This is a genomic window from Clostridioides sp. LIBA-2809 (genome assembly GCF_056688965.1).
Genome location: NZ_CP197004.1, coordinates 475257 through 497557, shown reverse-complemented (window position 1 = coordinate 497557; position 22301 = coordinate 475257). Strand labels below are relative to the sequence as shown.

At 28.5% G+C, this 22301-nt stretch carries 16 protein-coding genes and 1 pseudogene; 5 read left to right on the top strand and 12 right to left on the bottom strand.

Features of this window, described 5'->3' with window-relative positions:
• Positions 1-178: 178 nt before the first annotated feature.
• From ACTG44_RS02645 to ACTG44_RS02635, 3 genes are all read left to right on the top strand, one after another.
• Positions 179-817 (top strand): TetR/AcrR family transcriptional regulator, encoded by a 639-nt coding sequence (locus ACTG44_RS02645; RefSeq protein WP_021382958.1) that lies wholly within the window; start codon positions 179-181, stop codon positions 815-817.
• 116 nt (positions 818-933) lie between these two features.
• Positions 934-1596, top strand: coding sequence for a response regulator transcription factor (locus ACTG44_RS02640; RefSeq protein WP_021383001.1), 663 nt, complete (start codon positions 934-936; stop codon positions 1594-1596).
• Positions 1596-2777, top strand: coding sequence for a sensor histidine kinase (locus tag ACTG44_RS02635; protein ID WP_479921219.1), 1182 nt, complete (start codon positions 1596-1598; stop codon positions 2775-2777). The genes ACTG44_RS02640 and ACTG44_RS02635 overlap by 1 nt, the downstream gene beginning before the upstream one ends.
• A gap of 188 nt (positions 2778-2965) precedes the next feature.
• On the opposite strand, the gene ACTG44_RS02630 is transcribed toward ACTG44_RS02635, so the two are convergent.
• From ACTG44_RS02630 to ACTG44_RS02610, 5 genes are all read right to left on the bottom strand, one after another.
• Positions 2966-5626, bottom strand: a complete 2661-nt coding sequence (locus tag ACTG44_RS02630) for an ABC transporter permease (protein ID WP_479921218.1) — start codon at positions 5624-5626, stop codon at positions 2966-2968.
• Complete coding sequence (locus ACTG44_RS02625; RefSeq protein ID WP_021382952.1) at positions 5623-6306, bottom strand: ABC transporter ATP-binding protein; 684 nt, start codon at positions 6304-6306, stop codon at positions 5623-5625. Before ACTG44_RS02625 ends, ACTG44_RS02630 begins: the two co-directional genes overlap by 4 nt.
• 148 nt (positions 6307-6454) lie before the next feature.
• Positions 6455-6961, bottom strand: coding sequence for a GNAT family N-acetyltransferase (locus tag ACTG44_RS02620; RefSeq protein ID WP_479921217.1), 507 nt, complete (start codon positions 6959-6961; stop codon positions 6455-6457).
• Between the two features lie 292 nt (positions 6962-7253).
• Entirely contained in the window at positions 7254-8192 is a 939-nt protein-coding gene (gene blaCDD / locus ACTG44_RS02615; protein ID WP_479921216.1) for a CDD family class D beta-lactamase, read from the bottom strand.
• Between the two features lie 26 nt (positions 8193-8218).
• A complete protein-coding gene (locus tag ACTG44_RS02610; RefSeq protein ID WP_479918040.1) occupies positions 8219-8935 on the bottom strand; it encodes a hypothetical protein in 717 nt (238 codons plus the stop codon).
• Between the two features lie 330 nt (positions 8936-9265).
• Here ACTG44_RS02610 and ACTG44_RS02605 point away from each other — a divergent pair, with 330 nt between their 5' ends.
• A complete protein-coding gene (locus ACTG44_RS02605; protein WP_479921215.1) occupies positions 9266-11509 on the top strand; it encodes an ATP-binding cassette domain-containing protein in 2244 nt (747 codons plus the stop codon).
• A 260-nt stretch (positions 11510-11769) separates the two neighbouring features.
• Here the strand turns inward: ACTG44_RS02605 and ACTG44_RS02600 are convergent, their stop codons facing one another.
• The 3 genes from ACTG44_RS02600 to ACTG44_RS02590 all read right to left on the bottom strand — a co-directional run bounded on the left by ACTG44_RS02600 (position 11770) and on the right by ACTG44_RS02590 (position 15975).
• Positions 11770-13884, bottom strand: coding sequence for a HelD family protein (locus ACTG44_RS02600; RefSeq protein WP_479921214.1), 2115 nt, complete (start codon positions 13882-13884; stop codon positions 11770-11772).
• A gap of 78 nt (positions 13885-13962) precedes the next feature.
• The gene (locus ACTG44_RS02595; RefSeq protein ID WP_479921213.1) at positions 13963-14817 is read right to left on the bottom strand and encodes a helix-turn-helix transcriptional regulator; all 855 of its coding nucleotides are present in this window, start codon (positions 14815-14817) and stop codon (positions 13963-13965) included.
• A gap of 261 nt (positions 14818-15078) precedes the next feature.
• Positions 15079-15975: a LysR family transcriptional regulator gene (locus ACTG44_RS02590; RefSeq protein WP_479918036.1), complete on the bottom strand. Its 897-nt coding sequence runs from the start codon at positions 15973-15975 to the stop codon at positions 15079-15081.
• 120 nt (positions 15976-16095) lie between these two features.
• Between ACTG44_RS02590 and ACTG44_RS02585 the strand changes: the two genes are divergently transcribed.
• Positions 16096-17418, top strand: a complete 1323-nt coding sequence (locus ACTG44_RS02585) for an MATE family efflux transporter (protein WP_479921212.1) — start codon at positions 16096-16098, stop codon at positions 17416-17418.
• Between the two features lie 158 nt (positions 17419-17576).
• Here ACTG44_RS02585 and ACTG44_RS02580 read toward each other — a convergent pair whose 3' ends face one another.
• From ACTG44_RS02580 to vanG, 4 genes and pseudogenes are all read right to left on the bottom strand, one after another.
• Complete coding sequence (locus tag ACTG44_RS02580) at positions 17577-17939, bottom strand: VOC family protein (protein ID WP_021382950.1); 363 nt, start codon at positions 17937-17939, stop codon at positions 17577-17579.
• A gap of 241 nt (positions 17940-18180) precedes the next feature.
• Positions 18181-20328: pseudogene (gene vanT, locus ACTG44_RS02575) on the bottom strand (serine racemase VanT catalytic subunit).
• Positions 20321-21124: a M15 family metallopeptidase gene (locus tag ACTG44_RS02570; RefSeq protein ID WP_479921211.1), complete on the bottom strand. Its 804-nt coding sequence runs from the start codon at positions 21122-21124 to the stop codon at positions 20321-20323. The pseudogene vanT and the gene ACTG44_RS02570 overlap by 8 nt, the downstream one beginning before the upstream one ends.
• Positions 21124-22170 (bottom strand): D-alanine--D-serine ligase VanG, encoded by a 1047-nt coding sequence (gene vanG / locus ACTG44_RS02565; protein ID WP_479921210.1) that lies wholly within the window; start codon positions 22168-22170, stop codon positions 21124-21126. Before vanG ends, ACTG44_RS02570 begins: the two co-directional genes overlap by 1 nt.
• Positions 22171-22301: the final 131 nt, after the last annotated feature.

Below are 22301 nucleotides of genomic sequence, written 5' to 3'. Positions count from 1 at the left end.
AATAAATTCCCCCTATTTAGTATTTTGCCTATATAATTAATTAGTGAAGTTATAAATATCTATAATCCCTGATATCAATTTTATTTTTATAAAAGTATACCATCAGTATATAAATATATTGCAGTTACATAAGTATACCATCGGTATACATTATTATCAATAGAAAGGAACAATTTATATGTCAGAATTATCAAGAAGAGATAAAGAAAAAATACAAAAAGAAAATGATATTATTAATAAAGCAGAAATATTATTTTGTCTTAATGGATTTGATAATACAACTATGAACGAATTGGCAAAAGAAGTTGAATATACTAAACGCACCATATATAAATATTTCTCATGTAAAGAGGATTTATTTTTTGCTGTTGTTTTAAGAGGATATAAGAGACTTTGGGATAGTATTGAAATAGAAAGTGCAAAGGGTAAAACAGGTTTTGAAAAAATAAAGCTTTCATACTTTGCATTTCACAAATTTTATTGTACGAATCCATCCCTTCTATCTCTTATGGGAATGATTGGTATTGTAAAATCTAAAAACTCAGATACAGAAATACCATTTAAGAATAAGTTTTTTTCTTTTAATAAATTTATGTTTAATGAAATTCAAGAAATGTTTGAAGTTGGAAAAAATGATGGAAGTATTAGGTATGATATTGAAATACCTATTCTTATGTATTCATCAATATTTACACTTACAGGATTTTTTAATTTATTATCTGTAACAGGAAAATCATACCTAAACAATTTTAATATAGATGAGGATAAATTTATTGAAACAACACTTTTTCTTTTGATAGATTCACTTAAAGCTTAGACTTAAGTTTGTAAAATAAATTTTATATTACTTAAATGATATTTTTCCCTATTTCCAGTATGATAAAATATTAAGTCTAAAGCTGCTAATTTAAACTAAGAAAGGATTTAAAGTAAATGGCTAAAATACTACTTCTAGAAGATGATGATACAATTACATTTGGGATAAAAACGTCTCTTGAAAAGAAAAATCACACAATATGTTGTTATAATACAATTGCTGAAGCTAAGAAAAACTTCGATAAAACTATTGATTTGGTTCTGCTTGATTTAAATTTACCTGATGGTGTTGGATATGAATTTTGTCAGTATATCAAAAGTATAGAAAATACTCCAGTGATATTTTTGACAGTCCGTGATGATGAAAAAGATATTATACATGGATTAGATATGGGAGCAGATGACTATGTGGTTAAACCATTTTTGCTTTCAGTACTCCAATCTAGAATTAATGCAGTCCTTAGACGAACTCATTTTGAGACTAACAATACTATTACATGCGAAAATATAAAATTGAATAAAGTTGAAGTCAAAGTATATTTAGATAATGTTGAAGTGCTTTTGACTGCAGGAGAATATAAACTTCTTTTGAGCTTGATGGAAAATAAAAATAAAGCTATGACTCGCACAAAGTTATTAGAAATGCTATGGGATGTAGATGGCAACTTTGTCAATGACAATACTCTTACTGTCACAATAAAGCGTCTTAGGGAAAAATTAAAAAATCCACCTTGTATAAAAACATTGAGAGGCATAGGATATAGAATGGAGGACAGCTAGTGAAAACTCCAAAAAATATCAATAATACATTTGTTTTTATAGTATTCTGCTTAGCTATAACTATTTTGTTAAGTGTAATTCTAACAACTGTAACTTCTTTTGATGAATATAAGATGATGTCTAAAGCTATTGGTGCATCATACGAGTTAAATCCTAAGTCTACAGAATATATACTAAAATCTCTAAAAGATTCTGGTAACAATGACTTTAAAATAGGAAATGAGATTTTATTAAAGTATGGATATTCTAAAAATACATTTTGGAGCAAAAACTTTTTTTACTTTTTAGGAGTCTCATTTATTATAATTTCAACAATAGCTCTAGTAGTATATATAATTAAATGTAGGCAAAATAAACAAAAAATAAATAGAATAAACAATCTTACTCGATATTTAGAAGAAGTAAATTCAGGAAAAGAATCTGTGCTTGTACGATGTGAAGATGAATTTTCTCACCTTGAAGATGAGATATATAAAACAGTAGGGGAACTTCGTTGTTCAAAAGAGTTTGCTTTGAAAGAAAGACAGTCTCTCTCTGATAATCTTGCGGATATTGCACATCAACTTAAGACTCCAATTACTTCTATGTCACTTATGGCACAATTACTTGCAGAAACTTGTCCAGATGAAGAACTAGATTATATTAATAGACTAACAAATCAAATTTCAAGACTTGAGAGATTAGTTTCATCTTTACTTATATTATCAAAATTGGATGCAAGTACTTTAATATTTGAAAGAAAACTTATAGATATATATTCTCTCCTTACTTATGCAGTTGAGCCTATAGAAGATTCTTTAAAAGAAAAACATCAAACACTTTCTATCAAAGGTTCCGATTCAGTAGAATTTGAAGTTGATATTAATTGGACGTTAGAAGCTCTTTTAAATATTTTTAAAAATTGTAGTGAACATATAGAAGATGGTGGACATATTATTGCTTATTACAGCAAAAACCCTTTATATGCTGAAATTATTATAGAGGATAATGGTAAGGGGTTTTCTCAGGAAGAACTCCCATATATCTTTAATAGATTTTATCGTGGTAAAAATGCTCATAAAGACAGTATTGGTATAGGACTTGCTTTATCAAGGTCTATTATAGAACGTCAAAATGGTACTCTACATGCAGAAAATTGTCATAATGGTGGTGCAAGATTCATAATTAAATTTTATACATAAAAAGCTGGATTATAGGTAAAATCCTATAATCCAGCCATATTTATTATTCTATCTATTATTTAAACAATATATTTCTAGTTATATTTTAGACTTTATCAAATAAATCACATTTTATTAAATAAATAATTTAACTATACTTATAGATAGTCTTAACGTGCTCCTCTTAAATTAATTCAGATAACTTTTATTTATATTGTTTCATTTTTTATAGATTCTACTATATTTTCATTCTTTAATTGCTTATATCCTATCATATATGATGATATTACAATAAAAAGTATCAATACAGTAAAACCTATTATTGTAGATAAAGGTGCAAATGGCAGATACTCTATAAAGTGTATTTCATTTATACGTAGAAAAATATACACTATTGCTATTTGCACAGGAATACTAAGTAATAATGGTGTAATTCCTAAAAATAAGCCTTCTAAAACAAGCATCTTTTTTATACCATCTGGTGATAATCCAACAGAACGTAACATGGCAAACTCTTGTCGTCTGCTTCTAAGATTTCCTGATACTGTAGCCAGTACATTAGATAATCCAATCATAGCCAACAATCCTGTAATGAAGCTTACTATTAAATTCATAGTCTTTCTTCCACTAGCACCTTTTTCTTCATTTTCTACGACATCTTCAATACTATAATCTCCAGACCCATAAGCTTTATTGTAAATAGACTCTAGTTTCCCTCTTACTTTTGGAATATCCTCACGATTATCTACTTTAAATAATCCCATCATATTATTTGAACGTAATCTACCTTCTTCATTATAATTTTTAGATATTTCCTGTACTATAGACATTGGTACTATTTGAATTAATGTATATCTTGAATTAGTATTTATTATTTGAGGAAGGGTATTTGTAATAGCTCCCACTTTCATATTAAAAGTATAATCGCCTTTATCTTCATCAGATATTCTTTCATTTAATTTAAGATTGTCTCCTATTGAAAGATTTAAATAATCCATATATACTTTATCTCTTCGTGTACTACGATTAATATCCTCCTCTTTATTATATACAATTGAAGTTGGATTTTCTGTATCGTAGAATAACTTTGGGTCTACAGAAATTTGTCTACAGTATTCTGCAAAACTATCATCATCAAGCCCAATTATAGCTGAATATATACGAAACTTTCCATTACGTTCTATAGGAGAGTATTTTTTAGATGAAACTACATCTTTAAATCCACCATTTTCTGCAAGCTCTTTTGAGGCATCTTTTTCAGTTAGCCAAGTAGTAGCAGACATTTTAAGATAATATAATGAACTCTTTACACCTTCTGTCTTACTTAACTTTTCAATAAAAGTAGGCTCTACAGATTCACCATTTGCTAAATGGATTGATATATCCCTCTGTTCTTGATAGACATCACTTCCATAGACGGCTTCTGCTCCTTCTTGGTTTGCGATTATATGCAAAAAACCTGTAAGCAATAGAAAAGATAGTGTTAAAGATATTGTTGCAGTACGATAGGATTTTTTACGTGCATGAAGTGCATTCATTGCAAGTTCTCCTTCTATACCAAATATCTTTCCTAGCGAATATTTATGTGATTTTTTTATCTTAATACTATCTCCTTGTCGTATTGCTTCTATAGGAGATATCTTTGATACTTTTCGTGCTGGTATAAGTGCAGAAATCCAGACTGTTATTATTGTAAGTAAAATTGCTGGTAAAAAAGCAGGAATACCATAAGTATATACCACACTTTGAGTACCTGTAGAAGAATTGATTGAATTAATATAAATTATAAGTCTATCACACAATAACCAGCCTAAAAATAAACCAATTGGCAGAGGTATAATAGTTAATAAAAAGCCTTCAAATAGCACAGATTTCCTAATTTGTTTTGGTGATGCACCAATGCTAGATAATATCCCTAATTGAGTAAGCCTAGCATTTGCTGATAATGAAAATGCATTGTAAATCACCATTACAAACACTGCTACTGTAAAAATTGCTATTGTAAAGTACATAATTGGAGTTGCAAATTTTTCTATACTCTTCATGGATGCTTTCTGTTCTGGAGAAAAGACTAACATCTTTAAAAGATAATTGCTATTGTATTTAAGATTGTATTTTCCATATTCGTTAGTTTTCCATCCCAATGACTTAGCAAGCTTTGGGAGTTCTTTATATGTATCTCTTATATTTTTAAATCGTAAGTACACAGTTATATTATCATTGGGTTTTATACTTTTTTTATCCAAATATCCTAAAGCTGTGTATGCAGGTACAACTGATGATGTTGTAACATCCATTTTTCCTACTATCGTTAATGTGATTTCTGAAGTTTTTTTAAAACTCTCGCTTTTTGATTTTGGGGCTACGGGTTCAAGAGAATTTCCATTTAAAGTTCTATTTCCTATTGGAATAGTAATCTTATCGCCAATCTTTGTACTTGGATTACTTTCAAAGTACTGTTTTGAAAGTGCAATTTCATTAACATTCTTTGGTTGACGACCTTCTAGTATAGTGTCTTTTTCTGGCATGGAGTTCCAGTATTCTGATGTAGCATTTCTATAAATTATATAATCTCTTTTGTCATTACTAATTTTTCCTACATACCATTGCCCTTTTACCATTATATCATCAACTGAAGAAAAATTTTCAATTAATGATAGGTCGCTTCCATAAGTAGTATCAAATAATTCACCATGCCAGTTGCCTTCTTTCTCTATTGAAAGTCTTACGAAATCACTCCACATAGTATACAACAATCCACATAAAGAAGACATCATTGTTGTAGTAAGTAATATGGCTAGCATTATAGCTATACTACTGCGTTTATTGCGTCGTACAAAGTCTAAGGTGTATTCTTGAAGAATATTCATTTCTTCACCACCTTTTCAGAGACAATCACACCATCTTCCATAGTTACAATACGATTTGCTTCTAGTGCTATTTTCTCATCATGAGTAATAAGAAGTATTGTCTGATTAAATCTTTTATTCGATAAGTTTAGTAAATCTACAATTTCTTCTGAATTTTTTCTATCGAGATTACCTGTTGGCTCATCTGCTAATAAGATAGCTGGTCTATAGATTAAACTTCTAGCTATAGATACTCTTTGTTGTTGTCCACCTGAAAGTTGACTTGGAAGATGATTTAATCTATCAGATAATCCTAGTATTGATACAATTTCAGAAAATCTATCTTCATCAACTTTTCTTTTATCAAGTAACATCGGTAATAATATATTTTTCCTAACATCAAGAGTTGGTATAAGATTATAAAATTGATAGATAAGACCCACTTTTCTACGTCGAAAAACTGCAAGAGCTTCTTCTTTTAAACTTGCTATTTCTGTATCTTCAATATAAATTTTCCCAGATGTGGGTCTATCTACTCCTCCAAGCATGTGTAATAATGTAGATTTACCAGAGCCAGATGCTCCTACAATGGATACAAAATCCCCTTTTTGAACTGATAAATTCACATTATTTAGGGCTGTCACCCTAGTTTGATTTGAACCATATATTTTTGTGAGATTTTCACATTTTAGTATTTCCATATACAATCATCTCCTTTATGGTTAAATTTTATCAACCTAAAATGACATTATAGTGACACAAATCTAAATATAAACAACTATTAAAATACCTGCTTTAATTAGGCAAATCATATTTTATAAACACATCTATATTTTTAATTATTTTTAATCAGTCTAAATCATTTTTGCTCAAAAAATCACTCTTACTCAAGTAATATAAATCATTTTCTTCATCGTATTCAAAATTATTCGTTCTTAAAGAATTACAAGAAGCAAGATTTTCTTTTTCTGGCGTCACTACTATTCTTTCAGCTTCTGTTTCGTTAAATATTTTATGTATAAGTAATTTAATGATTGCTTTTCCAATACCTTTCCTTAAATATTCTTCCTCTCCAATTAAATAGTCTATACTAAATGTACCTATAATTGGTATGTCAGGATGAAAAACTTCATTAGCACTAAGACAGTCATAATATTGACAAAACCCAATTGGCATATTATCATACATAACAATAAAGTGTTTTACAAAGCTAAATTCTCCAAATCTAGCTTTAATTTCTTTTATCCATTCTTCAGAACTTTTAAACCATTTAAGTATATATTCTTGCTCAATCCAATCTTCTATCAATTTAATATCTTCATCATATACAGGTCTAATATCTAGTAGTCTATCCATAACATTCAGCTCCTTAAAATATTATTTCATTTTTTAATTTCATTTATTATATCTTTGTATATTATTTAAGATTATAATGTAAAATAAAAACTATGCAACATATTTTATTTATACTTTTAATACATTACATAGTCTCTAAGAGATATTAACATTTATTTTAATATATATTAGGATTTATTTTATTACTCAATAGCAAATATTTTATGTACTATAGAATTTATACTCTATCTATATTTAACTTAGTAAAATTATTTAATAATTAAATAGGCTATACCCTCAAATAAAATTAAGTTTATTTTGTGACATTATAGTATTTCTTAATTATATTAATTGCAATCTCTTTTACCTTTGGACCTGTAACTTCTTTATTGGAATCATCTGATTTAATAGCAAAATAATAAGTATCATCTTTAATTTGTACCATACCAACAAACCACGCATCTGCACGTTGATTTTTTCTATCATATCCTGTACCAGTTTTTCCATACAAATTTATGTTTTTATCATTTACATCTATTTTCATAATATCTTTTAAAATATTAATATGCTCTTTTTTAAAGCTTGTATCTCCTTCAAATATCTTTGCTACTGTTTCCGCTTGCTCTTTTGGAGATATTTGTAATGAAGATTCTAACCAAAATCCATTTAAATATCCCTTTCCATTTTTTAAATCGCCTTCCCATTCACTAATATCACAGTTACCATATTTTAAATCATCTAGAATTTTTTGAACAGATTTAGAGTCAACTTGATTTAATAATTTTTTGTAGTACCAAACACAAGATTCCTTAAATGCCTCTTCTAAAGTAAGATTTCTATTCCAATTTTCATTTTTATAAATTGTACCATCATATCCCATAACTGATTCTTTTGAGTTTATTACCCCTTTTTCTAGACCAATTAGAGTTGAAATTATTTTAAAAGTAGAACATGGTGACCTTCTTGTTTCAATTAACTCTTTGTTATATATATTATATTCTTTATTTTTACTGTTATAAAAAATAGCTCCTCCACTAATATTTTCAAAACAATCGCTATAATCAACTATATTAATTTTTTCCTTTTTATTTTGATTATTGTTTTCAATTTTAGATTTATTTAATTCAGAGTTTATATAATTCTTATCATGTTTTTGTTTTGTATTGTTATGCTTTTTTCCTACATAATATACTCCTATAGCTATAACAATCAATAAGATAACTGCCCAAATAAAATTATTTTTTCTTTTCATACTTTATACTATCTCCTCTATATAAGTTATAGTCCACCTTTAAAATAATAGACATTGTTTGTAATATGCTCCAATCTAGGAGCTTGAATACTTCTGTTGATAAAATCTAATTTTGGTTTAGCATCTTTCAAGTCTTTAACAATTACAACTCCATCAACAGATTGTAATTCGGCTCCAAAGAAAAAATAGACTAAATTTTTATCTCCAGAGATTTTAACTACATTTAAATTTCTATTTAATTTTTCTATTTTTTTTATTACTTCTTTAGAAAATATTTTCTCCAATTCACTTGTATCATATTTAATATAAAAATTACATTCATCGCTTAACTTTTTTTCATCATAAGCTTTTAAAATAGCTTTAGCTACTACATTATAATCTTCTTCATAAAGTTTAAATCTAAAACTTTCACTTGGACTAGGAATAAATATAGTACCTATACTTATAAAAATACTAAATATACATCCAATCATTTTTCTTTTATTTAGAGCTTTTTTATAGTAAAGCTTAACCATATGTACACAAATCCATATAAATGCAATTAACATCAATGGTATTGCAAATAAACCTATAAATAGTAGAATTAATCCTCCCCTAAATATGATGTTTCCACACAAAAATAAAAAATCACTAACAATAAATAGGATTAAAGGAATAGCAATGTCTCTTATATTTTCTTTACCTAATATAATTATTTTGATTAAAGTTATGATGAAGATACTTAATATAACTATTAATATCATTATGTCCTCCTTTCAGTTTGTGAGGTAATAATTTATTCTTTTTTAAAACTTACTATTGTAATATTTAAATATTACAATAGTAAGTTTTAAATGTCAAGTCGTTTTAATTGTATAAGTATCTTTATATTTATCAAATTGTTATTATCTACTATATACTTTTTTATCTATTATCAACTACTATTTATTCAGATTGTGTAAGACTGGTTGAACTTAGAAATACTTTCTATAACATAGCAGAATATATCAAGAAAGTAGCTTTTAATTTTATTATAATATGCTTACACAATAAAATTACTTTACTAAAATATACTCAGAAAGGATTTAACATTCATGTCAAATATTATAATAAAAGGACTTACACAAAATAACCTAAAAAATATATCATTTAAAATTCCTAAAAATAAAATTGTTGTTTTTACTGGAGTTTCTGGCTCTGGAAAATCCAGTATTGTATTTGATACAATTGCAGCAGAATCACAAAGACAGATGAATGAGACATATTCTTCATTTATCAGAAATAGATTGCCTAAATATAGAAAACCTCAGGTAGAGCTGATTGATAATTTAACTGCTTCTGTAATCGTAGACCAAACTCCTCTTGGTGGCAATGCACGTTCCACAGTTGGTACTATAAGTGATTTGTATTCATCATTAAGACTATTATTTTCTAGAATTGGAGAACCTTACATAGGAACAACTTCACATTTTTCTTTTAATGACCCCAATGGTATGTGTAAAAATTGTTCTGGAATTGGTAGGGTTAAGGTAATCAATATTGAATCTATTCTAAATACTGAAAACTCATTGAATACAGGATGTATAAATGACTCTTTATTTAAACCTAATTCATGGTATTGGAAGCAGTATGCAGAGTCTGGACTTTTTGACTTAGATAAACCTCTAAAGGATTATTCTTTAGAAGAATATAATTTATTGCTTTATGGCTCAAAAAATAAAAATGGCAAACAGGAAAATCCCAAAGTAGAAGGTATTTTTAACAAATATAATCAAACATATCTAAATCGAGATATTAGCAATATGAGTAAACACACAAAGGAAAAATCAGAGAGACTTATAACAGATGAAGAATGTCCTATATGCCATGGAAAAAGATTAAATAAAGAAACTCTTAACTGCACTATTTTAGGATATTCGATTGCAGATATGTGTGATATGGAACTTACCGACCTTTATGATTTATTGTTACAAATAAAGGATAAAAGAGTTGAAACTGTAATAAAAACTCTTGTTGATGGTTTAAAAAGGATGATTGATATTGGACTTCCCTACCTACACCTAAATAGAGAATCATCATCTTTATCTGGAGGAGAAGCTCAAAGATTAAAACTTGTGCGATATATGGGAAGTAGCCTCACAGGTCTGACTTATATTTTCGATGAACCTAGTACTGGTATGCATCCACGAGATGTACATCGTATGAATCAGTTATTAAAAAATCTTAGAGATAGAGGAAACACTGTCCTTGTCGTAGAGCATGATAAAGATGTTATATCCATAGTAGATGAAGTTATAGATATTGGTCCAAAAGCTGGTACACATGGTGGACATATTGTGTTCCAAGGTTCTTATGATAAGTTACTTCTAGCAGACACTCTTACTTCAAATGCAATGAATCTATCATTACCTATAAAAACTAATGCTCGTCAGTCAAAAGGTATTCTTCCAATTAGAGATGCTTGTATAAATAATCTAAAACATGTTGATATAGACTTACCAGTTGGAATTATGACTGTTGTTACTGGAGTAGCTGGTTCTGGTAAAAGTACTTTAATTTCTCATGTTTTTGCAAAAAAGTATGAAAAAGATGTTATTAAAATCGACCAGAGCCCCATTACAGCTACAAATCGCTCTACGCCTGCTACATTTCTTGGTTTCTTTGATGAAATAAGAAAAGTATTTGCTAAGGAAAATAATGTTGAAGAAGGTTTATTCAGTTTTAATTCAAAGGGTGCTTGTCCTGTTTGTGATGGTAAAGGAGTACTTGTTACAGAGCTTGTATTCATGGACCCTATTATTAATACATGTGAAGCTTGCAAAGGTACTAGATATAGTAAGGAAGTTTTGTCAAAATTATATAAAGACAAACATATAGTTGATATACTATCTATGACAGTAGATGAAGCTCTCGAATTTTTTACAGAAAAGAAGCTTTGTAAAATCTTACAAACTATGAAAGATGTTGGCTTATCTTATATGACCTTAGGTCAACCGCTTAGTACACTATCTGGAGGAGAGCGTCAAAGAATTAAGTTAGCTAAAAACCTCAATAAAAAAGGTACTATCTATATTTTAGATGAGCCAACTACAGGACTCCATGGGTCTGATATTGAAAACCTTATGCTGATTTTTGAGCATATAGTAGAGAAAGGTAATACTGTAATTATAATTGAACATAATTTAGATGTATTGAAACAAGCGGATTGGGTGATTGATATCGGTCCTGATGGTGGTAAAAATGGTGGTCAGGTCGTATTTGAAGGTACTCCAATAGAAATGGTGGAAAAAGGTCGTACTATAACATCAGATTTTCTTAGAAAATCAATAAATGTATAGATAATATAATATCAGCATTAAGAAATTAGGAACTATTATAGATATATTGCTATTTCATTCTAATTTATAAACTTAAATTGCAACTTCACTTTGAGAGAAATTAACATTATAAAAGCTATAAATTATAAAATTTTAAATATGATTTATAGCTTTTATTTTTTATACGTATTTTTTATTGATTTATTAATGAGTTATTAATGAGTTTTAGCAGTAAGTTACATTTATAATACATAAACACATATAATGACTAAATATATAATCTACATACCTATAAGTTGAGTTAATTTCCCAACATATGTTAGTTTAAGTTTATGCATAGCTCGTGTACAAGCAATATACAACAAGCTTCGGTCATAATCACTATAATACGTTTTATTATTTACTGAAGGGACAATAACTTCATCAAACTCTAGGCCTTTTGACATTTTAACAGAAGTTATGGATACTCCTTTTGTAAAGCTAGAACTTTCAGAAGATATTAAGTGAACACTATATTCTTCTCTTAACGCATCATACATAGCTTTAGCGTCATTATCTGTCTTTAATATAATGCCAAGAGTAGCATTATCACTCTTTTTAAATTCTTCAATTTCTGTTTTTATCTTATTTATTTCATCTTGCTCGTTATTACATTTTAATAAAGCTGGTTCTTCTCCATGTCGTTCAATAGGTTCTAATGAAGATATGTCTTGAATTTTTTTTGCAAAGTTAATAATCTCAAAGGTAGAACGATAACTTTTGTTTAATGTAACTAATTCTCCATCATTATATAGTTGTCTCATATCATCTAGTGTATGAGTATGATTAGGATTAACTAATTGTCCAAAGTCTCCAAGAATAGTCTTTTTACACTTAAAAAGTAAGTTTATTACAGCGTATTGAATAGGTGTATAATCTTGCATTTCATCAATAACAATATGTCTTATAACTTTATCTTCTTGTATTCCTTCATATGCAGCATGAATATATATAAATGGGTATACATCTGACCACTCAAGAGTTTTCTTTGATGCCATCACAAACATATTTGATATATCCATTTGTTTAAAAAAATCCTTATATAACGTAAGAGTATTTTTTATTGTCAACATTCCATTCAAGTTCTTAAGTATGCTTTTTACTCTTGGTAAATCCTCTTCCATAATATTATCTGTTTCAAATCTATAATGAATATCTTCAGCTACTTTCTCTAGCCTTCTCTTAACTGGATATTTATTATACGCCTCAAATCTACTCTGTATCCAATCACTTTTAGCTATGAAGCTTCCAAAAGTATAATCTTCTGGAATAAAAATCTTATTAGGCATCTGTTTTATATAACTATCCATAAGTTTTACAAAATCGAGCGTAGACTTAAATCGCACTCTTTCAGTCCATTTATCATCATTTATTTCTAATGGGTCTCTTTCACTTTCAAAATTAATAATTCTCTCTAATTGTACTTCTGCTATATTTTCAAAACTTAATTCACATAATGGTTCTTCTCCAAGTTCTGGTAGAACGTTGGAAATATAGTCTCCAAAGACTTTATTAGGTGATAAGATAATCACATTGTTTGCTTCTATTTTATCTTTAAATCTATAAAGAAGAAATGCAATTCTATGTAATGCTATAGATGTTTTCCCAGAACCAGCCACACCTTGAATAATTAATGTATCAGCTTTATCGTTTCTAATAATTTGATTTTGTTCCTTTTGTATTGTTGAAATAATAGACTTCATTTTTTCATCTGAAGTATGACTAAGCTCCTTTTGAAGAATATCATCTTGTATATTAATAGAACTTTCTAATGCATATTCCAATTTCCCATTTTTAATTTTAAACTGTCGCTTTCTTGTTATTTCTCCGTCTACCCATCCTATTGGTGCATCATATCCTGCTTTCCCTATTTCATAATCATAAAACATACTGGCAATTGGAGAACGCCAATCAAGTATTAACAGTTCATCTTCATAATCAAATGCAAATCTACCTATATAGTACTTATATTCATCATCCATATCTTTCAATCTAAAATCTATTCTAGCAAAATATGGAGAATCTTTAATCTTATCAATCTTATCTCGAACTTTCACCATAAAAGCTCCATAATTATCTATTTGTTTTAGTGATTGTTCATTTTGAAACATTTCATGTGGGTCTATTTCTCCCCGATTTTTTACCATATACATTTTGGCTTCCATATAGTCTCTGTCAAGTTTTCCAACAAGATTTTCAGCTTTCTTAAAAGCATCTTCTAACTTGTTATTTATATCTATTAGATGTACAATCTCATCTGGGAAAAAAGTTAACAACTCTGTATCATTTTCATATATGTTATGTTCATAATCAGACACAATAGAATCATAATTTACTACCTGTTTATTTTCAGACATTTAAATCCTCCTTGTTAATTAAGTACTTATATTGAATCATTATACTTAATTGTGTTTTGGAGTTTTTAATCATTCTTGCTATTTATTCTCCTTTTTATCTACAGAATTCAGGACAAATTTTTGAGTAGGATATCCAAACTCCACAAGTAATTCTGCCTCTGCAAAACCCAACTTCTTTATCATATCTCTATGCCCTGTATCTGCTTTGTCACCCTCTCGAAAGGTAGTAATTGAAATATCTGTATCTATCAAGAAATCTTCAATAACTTTCTTCAAAAACACTTGTGCAATATCTGAATTACGATATTGTGGATGTATCCCAAAAAAATCAATACTTCTAGTTTCTCTATTAAATACCATGTTGGCAATAGCAGTGTTATTAAGCTTTAATATCAAAGCTCTTTCTTCTAAAATATACTGTTCCAATTGAGAAATATATTCTTCCTCTTGCAAGTTTGGAAATCCATCTATGACTAATCTCACTAAATTCATCCATAATGGTATATCGGACCTATTTGCAAGTTTAATTTCTTTTTCTAACTCTAGCACATTCTTTGAAAATAAATTGTCTTTTTTCAAAACAAATCTTAGCTGCAAAGGATAAAATTCTTGTTCTTTTCGATATTTATTTGGAGATTTTTTGTACATAGCTTTAAATATAGAAGTGAATGCCTGTTGACTTTCATATCCAGCTATTAACGCAATTTCAATTATTGGTTTCTTTGAAAATACCAATAGTTTTGCAGCTTCTGTTAATTTTCTTCGCTTTATATAATCATGCATCGTCAAGCCAACAGAAGATGTGAAAGTTCTATGTAGATGATATTTTGAATAATGAACAGCATTAGCAACTATATCTAAATCCAATTTTTCTGATAAATGTTCTTCTATATAGTCAATAGCTGTTATGACATTAATTACTTTATAAGACATTGCAGCTTTCCTCCTTTTATCCATGCAACATTATATCAATCATCACTTAATCAGATTTAATGAATCTTGCTCTTTTTCAAACAAATTTATTTTTATATGTACTTTATATTTACTATCATATACTTGATAATTCATATACTTGATAATTTCCTTATATTTTTTCCACTCCTGATAATAATTATTTCTAAAATAATGTCTTAACCTCATAAATAATGTCTTAACCTCATAATAAATTTTTAGTTCAAGAGTTTAATATAACTTTTACTTTTTAATTAAAGACTCTAACCCTTTAATTTTCAATAACTTTTCATTTAGTAAATATAAAAAATTATTTATTATTTCCGTCTTACTAGATTCCTTAATTAGGTAGTAAATAAATCTATCTGGAGGTGCATCTTTTATATAATGTATTTCAATATTTGATATTTCTTTAAGATGATATGCCACTGACACTGGTACAATAGCCCATACATTCTCTTGTCTCATAAAGTATTCCAAAAGTGACATCTGGTCTAGAAATACTTTAGGCTGAAGAGTTGAGCGGAACCAAAAATTATGCCATAAATCATATTCAGGATTCCACGGAAGCCTTATCTCATCAGCAACATCCAAAATAGACGGATGCAATTCTCCCTTGTACTTTGAACCATAGCTTGTTACTAGTAACATAGCTTCTTTAAAGATTGGTATTGTCTCTATATTATTAAAAAACATATCATCAGAAATAAGTGCTATATCTACTTCTCCCTTTGAAATGTAATCATATGCTTCATAAGAATGATAGTGGTAAAAGTTTATATTATATTCTGGATATGTGTTCATAAAGCATGAGAATACATCTGGAAGTATATATGAACTTACACTCCCTATAGAGGATATGTTTAGAATTTTACTCCTATCCATTTTAGTTATAGCCTTGGCTTCTTGTAAAAGGCTTTTATATTTTTCTGCAATTGGAACAAATGCCTTTCCCTCTTCTGTCAACTCTGATATTCGTATGCCTTTTTTTCGTCTAATTAATTTATATCCTAATTCTGTTTCTAACGCATTTATTCTTCTACTTAATGCGGGCTGAGTAACATATAAACTTTCAGCAGCGGCAGAAATACTTCCTAACTTTATAACAGTCAAAAATGCTTGTATTTCAAGTTCTGTCACAGACTCACCTCAATTCATAATATAAATATTTATTTATATTATATGGCTAAAAACGGCATTTTACAATTATTTGATATGACTGTAAACTAGTTGTATCTTAAAATTTAACGAGGTGCTATTATGAAATATACAACTAACTTAACAGAGGGAAACATAAAAAGAGAATTATTCATACTTATGCTCCCATTACTTTTAGGAAACATACTTCAACAGCTTTACAATACTATTGACGCAATTATAGTTGGTAGATTTGTAAGCCAAACTGCTTTTGCTGCTGTAGGTGTAGCAGGTACTATTATGAATCTTTTTATATTTATACTAAGCGGAAGTTGCACAGGTATTTCAATTATCTTTGCACATTTTTATGGTGCCAATGACTTATCTTCATTTAGAAAAGAATCTTTTTTAGCAACTATTTTCGGAGCTACGCTGACTTTTGTATTAAGTATATTCTCAATACTTATACTCTCTCCACTACTAAACATAATTAATACTCCACATGAAGTTGCAAGTATAGCAACATCTTATTTAAATATTATTTTTTGTGGACTCATTGCAACATATTTTTATAATCTGTTATCAGCAACTTTGAGAGCTGTTGGTAATACCAAATCGGCTCTTATTATCTTAATGTTTTCAATGATAATGAATACTGTTTTAGATTTAGTTTTTGTTGCAGTATGCAATTTTGGAATTCAAGGAGCCGCCTTTGCAACTGTATTATCACAGACACTTGCATCACTTCTTTGTTTTATTTATATAAGAAAAAATATCTCATTTCTTTTATTTAAAAAAGAAGATATGAAGTTTGAATGGAAATTATTAAAATTAACTATCTCTTATAGTTTAATATCTGCTCTCCATCAATCTAGTTTATATATTGGAAAACTACTAGTACAAGGTGCTGTAAATATAATGGGAACAGATATGATTACAGCATATACTGCCACAACAAGAATTGAAGGTTTTGCTAATTCTTTTGGAGATAGTGGAGCTGAAGCCATATCTATATTTGTTGCACAAAATACTGGAAATAAAGATAGAAAGAGGGCAAAACAAGGATTTTATACAGGATTGATTATCATGGTATGTCTGGGAATTGGTTTATCTTTAATAATGTACTTTTTTTCAGAAACTGCTATTGGACTTATGATGAGTAATACAAATAATGAAATTATGAGAAATGGTGCAGAATATATGGAAACTATCGCTATTTTCTATGTCTTATGTTTTATAGGAAGTGCCTTTGTTGGTTGGTACCGAGGAAGTGGAAAGGTAAACATCCCTGTAATTGGAACTATCTTACATATATCAATTCGTGTAATTCTTTCTTATTTGCTTATTCAAAGATTTAGTCTAAAGTCTGTAGCATTTGCTACTGGAATAGGTTGGGTTTTTGTTGTATTATTTCAGTACATTATTTTCTATCTCTCAAAAGAATAAAAAGGTGAACTCTATATAAAGTTCACCTTTATGTAATAACTTTCTATTCTATTTTGAGTATACTAATTTAATTTATAATATATTGAAACTAAAAGTAACAAATTTGGCTTGTCAATATAGATTATAATTAGTTGTTTATTGACAAAGTCTATTTTTAACTAATCTTTTTTTGTATGTTGAACATATTCTACAATTGTACCATCTGGATGTTTTACTGTCATATTATATCCTGTAGGAACTTTTTTCTTATCTCTTATCAGAACTGCTCCATTATTTAATAGATAACTTCTCCATTCATCAACAGAGTCAACCATAAAAGTAGATTTTGTTTCTATAAATGGTTTGAGAGCATCATCAGAACCAGATAATAATAATACATTTCCAACCTGCGCTAGCTCCAATCCAACTTCTTTATAAGAAAAACGTAAAGAGCATTTTTCTTTTAAAAGATTCTCATAAAAAGATATCGCTTTTTCTATATCTTGAATATAAAAACGTGTTAATATATCATATATCTCCATGTTGTTCCTCCTGTATCTACTTCTCTTATTTATCCTAAATTATACCACTCTATAAATTGTATGACAATAAATCAAGTATTATCTCCTAACCATCTTAAGTACAATATGTTATTGATTTTATACGGCAGAACATCATAAATTATATAAAATACAAAACCATACTTAAAAGTGAAATAATCTATATCAATCTTCTAATCAGATACCATACGAATACAATAAGATTAATAAATTTTTAATACTGTTACTTCTCTACGAATTTCAATCTAGACCCCATTCTACTCAGCAACTCATTTGCTATGCTACCAGAAGCATCTGCAACTTCAGGAGCAGATAGTTCAGACAAATCATCTTTTCCAATTAGTGTTCCTACACTCCCAACCTCTACACTAGGAATATCTGTAACATCAACAATAAGTTGGTCCATACAAATTCGTCCTATTATTGGTGCAAAACACCCATTTATTATTACATTACTTTTTCCACAAGATAAATTTCTAGGTAACCCATCAGCATAACCTACAGATAGTACTGCAATTATACTATCTCTATTTGCAATAAAAGTTCTTCCATATCCCACACTTTCACCATTTTGTATTCTCCTAATAAGGACAACTTGTGATTTTAAAGATAAAACAGGACGTAAATCAAGCTGTAGCTTAGTTGTATCATTTGGAGAACTTAGTACCCCATATAGTGCAATTCCAATCCTTGCATAATCACACTTAAGTTTAGGATAGTTTAAAAATCCATAGCTACTTTGAATATGTATTTTAGGAATTTTTATCTCCCTTTTTGATAGCAAATCAATTAACTTATAAAAATATTCAATTTGTCTATTTGTAAAGTTTATGTCTTCTTCTATCATACTGTCAGAAACACACAAGTGTGTAAATATACCACAGACGTCTAAATGTTTCAACTCAAATGCTTTTAATATTGATACAATGTCATTAGCATCAAAACCAAGTCGGTGCATACCTGTGTCAATTTTGATATGTGATTTTATATAATATCCTTGCTCATTTAAGCATACAGCATGATTAAGGTCAACAATGCTCTGTATAAGATTGTATTTATGAAGCTCCTTCGCTCTTATTGGATTAGTATATCCAAGAATTAATATCTCTCCCGATATTCCATAATGTCGTAGTTCAATAGCTTCATCTATTGTTGCTACTGCAAATGATTTTACACCCATTTGATTTATATGAGTTGCTACTTCAAAAACGCTATGTCCATACGCATTAGCCTTCATAACTGCCATCAATTCACAATTTTGTGGCATAGCTTTTTGTAATACTCTTACATTATGTTCCAAATTATTTAAGTCAACTTCAATCCAAGCTCTGTTAGTATTTACATTTCAAGTCTTTCTATGTTTTCCTTTTTTCCCTTTTATCCTGTTGAGAATCAATATAATTATTATTGAAGTTATAAAAGATGCTATACTTACCACTATATAATTAATAATACTATTGTCAACCAAGACTGTTTGTATTCCAAGTATTTTAGAAAACATACGAATAATAACAATCATCATAGGATGTATAATGTAAATAATTAATGATGATGTTCGTAAAAATCTGACTCTATTACCCTTAAAAAACGTTAAAGCTGTAAATAAGAAATACATACATGGTAGTAACATAATATACATACTATCATGACGCTGTACGCCTAGATTGTGTAAAATAATACCCTCACAAAACATAAGAGTAAATGATATAAGAAATCCAATCAAGCTATTTTTAGATGATATACTGACAGATTTATTTGCTATTATGGCACCTAGTATGAAAAATACTGGAGCAAAAAACACACCATTTCGTGTATAGTCTGAAACTTCAAAAATATATCCATAAAAATTCTTTAATAATGGTAATTTTTCTAAAAAACCATAATAACTGTCACCAAGCATACCAATTATGTAAAGGATAACAGAAATTATAAATGACCACTTTATACCCAAATTTTTTACAAGAAAATATGCAATACTTGCACCAATAATTGAAGCAGGAAGATACCATAAATGATATAGAGTTCCATCAAATACAATATCCTTAATAACATTTGGTAGCAAATTATCCATAGAAAAATATCCATTGTAAATATTTAATGGAATATAAATAAAGATAGCTATACCATAGATAAATACTGTATTTTTTAGAAAAACTTTCAGCTTATCATAATTGTAATTATGTCTTGAAATTAGAAAAAAGCCTGATATCATAAAAAAGAATGGCACAGCAATACGAGCAATTATACGAGTCAGTATAAAGTCACTCATTTTACTATACGATAATAATGGTGATGTATGAATTGCAATTATAAGCAATGCAGCTATAATCCTAAAATAATCAAGTCCTGCATAGGATTTATTCTTAATCATTCTTGTTCCTCCAAAGTGTCATAATAAAACCATCACTATTGTTACCTGACATTTGATAATCATATTGTCTAGGTATAGAAAATTGTATCTCTTCTTCATTATCAAGAGGTATATAAAAAATCTCTATAATTTTTTCATTATCTTCTACCTTAAAACAATCTTCATAAGAAAATCTCTTAATATATTCTATGTATTCTTCAAGAGCTAAATTCATTTCACTGATAATTTTAGAATGGGGATACCCAACATAACGAAAATGCCATGGCTCTTGAGATATTCCTGTTATCTCTTCTGTTTTATACTGATAACGCTCTATAAAACCATAATGTGGAGCTACTTTACGAAACTCATTACAGATACCATCATAAGGAAATTCTGGACAAATAAAATCTATAACATCTTTCTTAAGACCTAAATCAATAGCAAGCCCTGTCTGATGCTCACTGCAATTTGGAAGTGCTACAAACTTTTCAGTAAACTCTTTTCCATTATCACAAAGAGAGTTTGAATATATATATTTTTGTTCATTTGCAGTACGATATCCACTTACTGGCACTATCTCATTTGTACTTCCTATATTTTTCAAAATATTTTGTAAAGCATTTACAGCTTCACATTTCATAAGAATACTTGGAAATTTTGTATCTACAGGTATTAACTCCGCATTGAAAGATATTTTAATTGGTAAAAAAGCATTTACAAGAATTAGATTACCATCATAAACTTTATCTTTAGTTAGTGAAATAGTATTCATCACTTTAGATTCTTTATCTTTGATTAATAAAATATTATTCATTATTTTACATGCACCTCAATTATTTTGTCTAGGATTTCTTTAAAAGACAATCCAATACCTTTCATCATATTTGGATAACGGCTATGAGAAGTAAATCCTGGAATTGTGTTTACCTCATTAAAAACAATTTCACCATATGGAGTCAGAAACATATCTACTCTAGCAAATCCTGAACATCCAAGCGTTCTATAAATAGTTTTTGCCGTCTCTTGTATTTTTTTCTCACAATCAGCATTAATTCTAGCTGGCATATGAATTTTTGAGCTTTTTAATGTATACTTTTCTGTATAATCAAAAAATCCTTTTGATAATTCTATTTCGTCTACTCTTCCAACTAGTAAATCATCAATTCCTAAAACTGCACAGCCTACTTCAAATCCATCAATATTTTCCTCAATTATTACTTCATTATCATGTTCAAAAGCTATGTCAACTGCTATTTCTAACTCTTCTTTCTTATAAATTTTACTAATTCCAAATGATGAGCCTGCACGCACAGGTTTAACAAATAATGGACAAGTTAAATCTTTTGACAATTTAATTACGTTAGATTTATCTGAATGTTTTAATATGATTGATTTTGGTACTTTGACACCTTCTGCATGGACAAGTTTATGCGACTTATCTTTGTCCATACATAACGCTGAAGAAAGAGTACCACATCCAATAACCTGTATACCTGCTAATTCAAATAACCCTTGTACTGTACCATCTTCTCCATTCTTTCCATGCAATACAGGAAATGCAAAATCAATTTTAGTATATTTAATATGGTTTTTATAGAATTCAATAATACCATTTTGTACACGATTATGAGATACAGCAACAGGAATTAGATAAGTGGAATCTTCACACCAAGTGTCATTTTGGATGTTTTCATAATTTCCTATATAACGATACCAATTACCATCTCTTGTAATTCCAATTGGCATAATATCATATTTATCTGCATTTAAATTTTCAAGTACTGCAAAAGATGATTGTAACGATACATCATATTCTGTTGAATTTCCACCAAATATAACTGCAATTTTTTTCTTATTCATAGTCAATTCTCCTTTGTTATTGATATAATTACTGTATTAAAACAAAGCACTCTTGTTTTAATACAGTAATTATATCAATAACAAGAGTGCCTTTTATCTATTTATCCTGAAGGATTTCTTATTTTTTTATA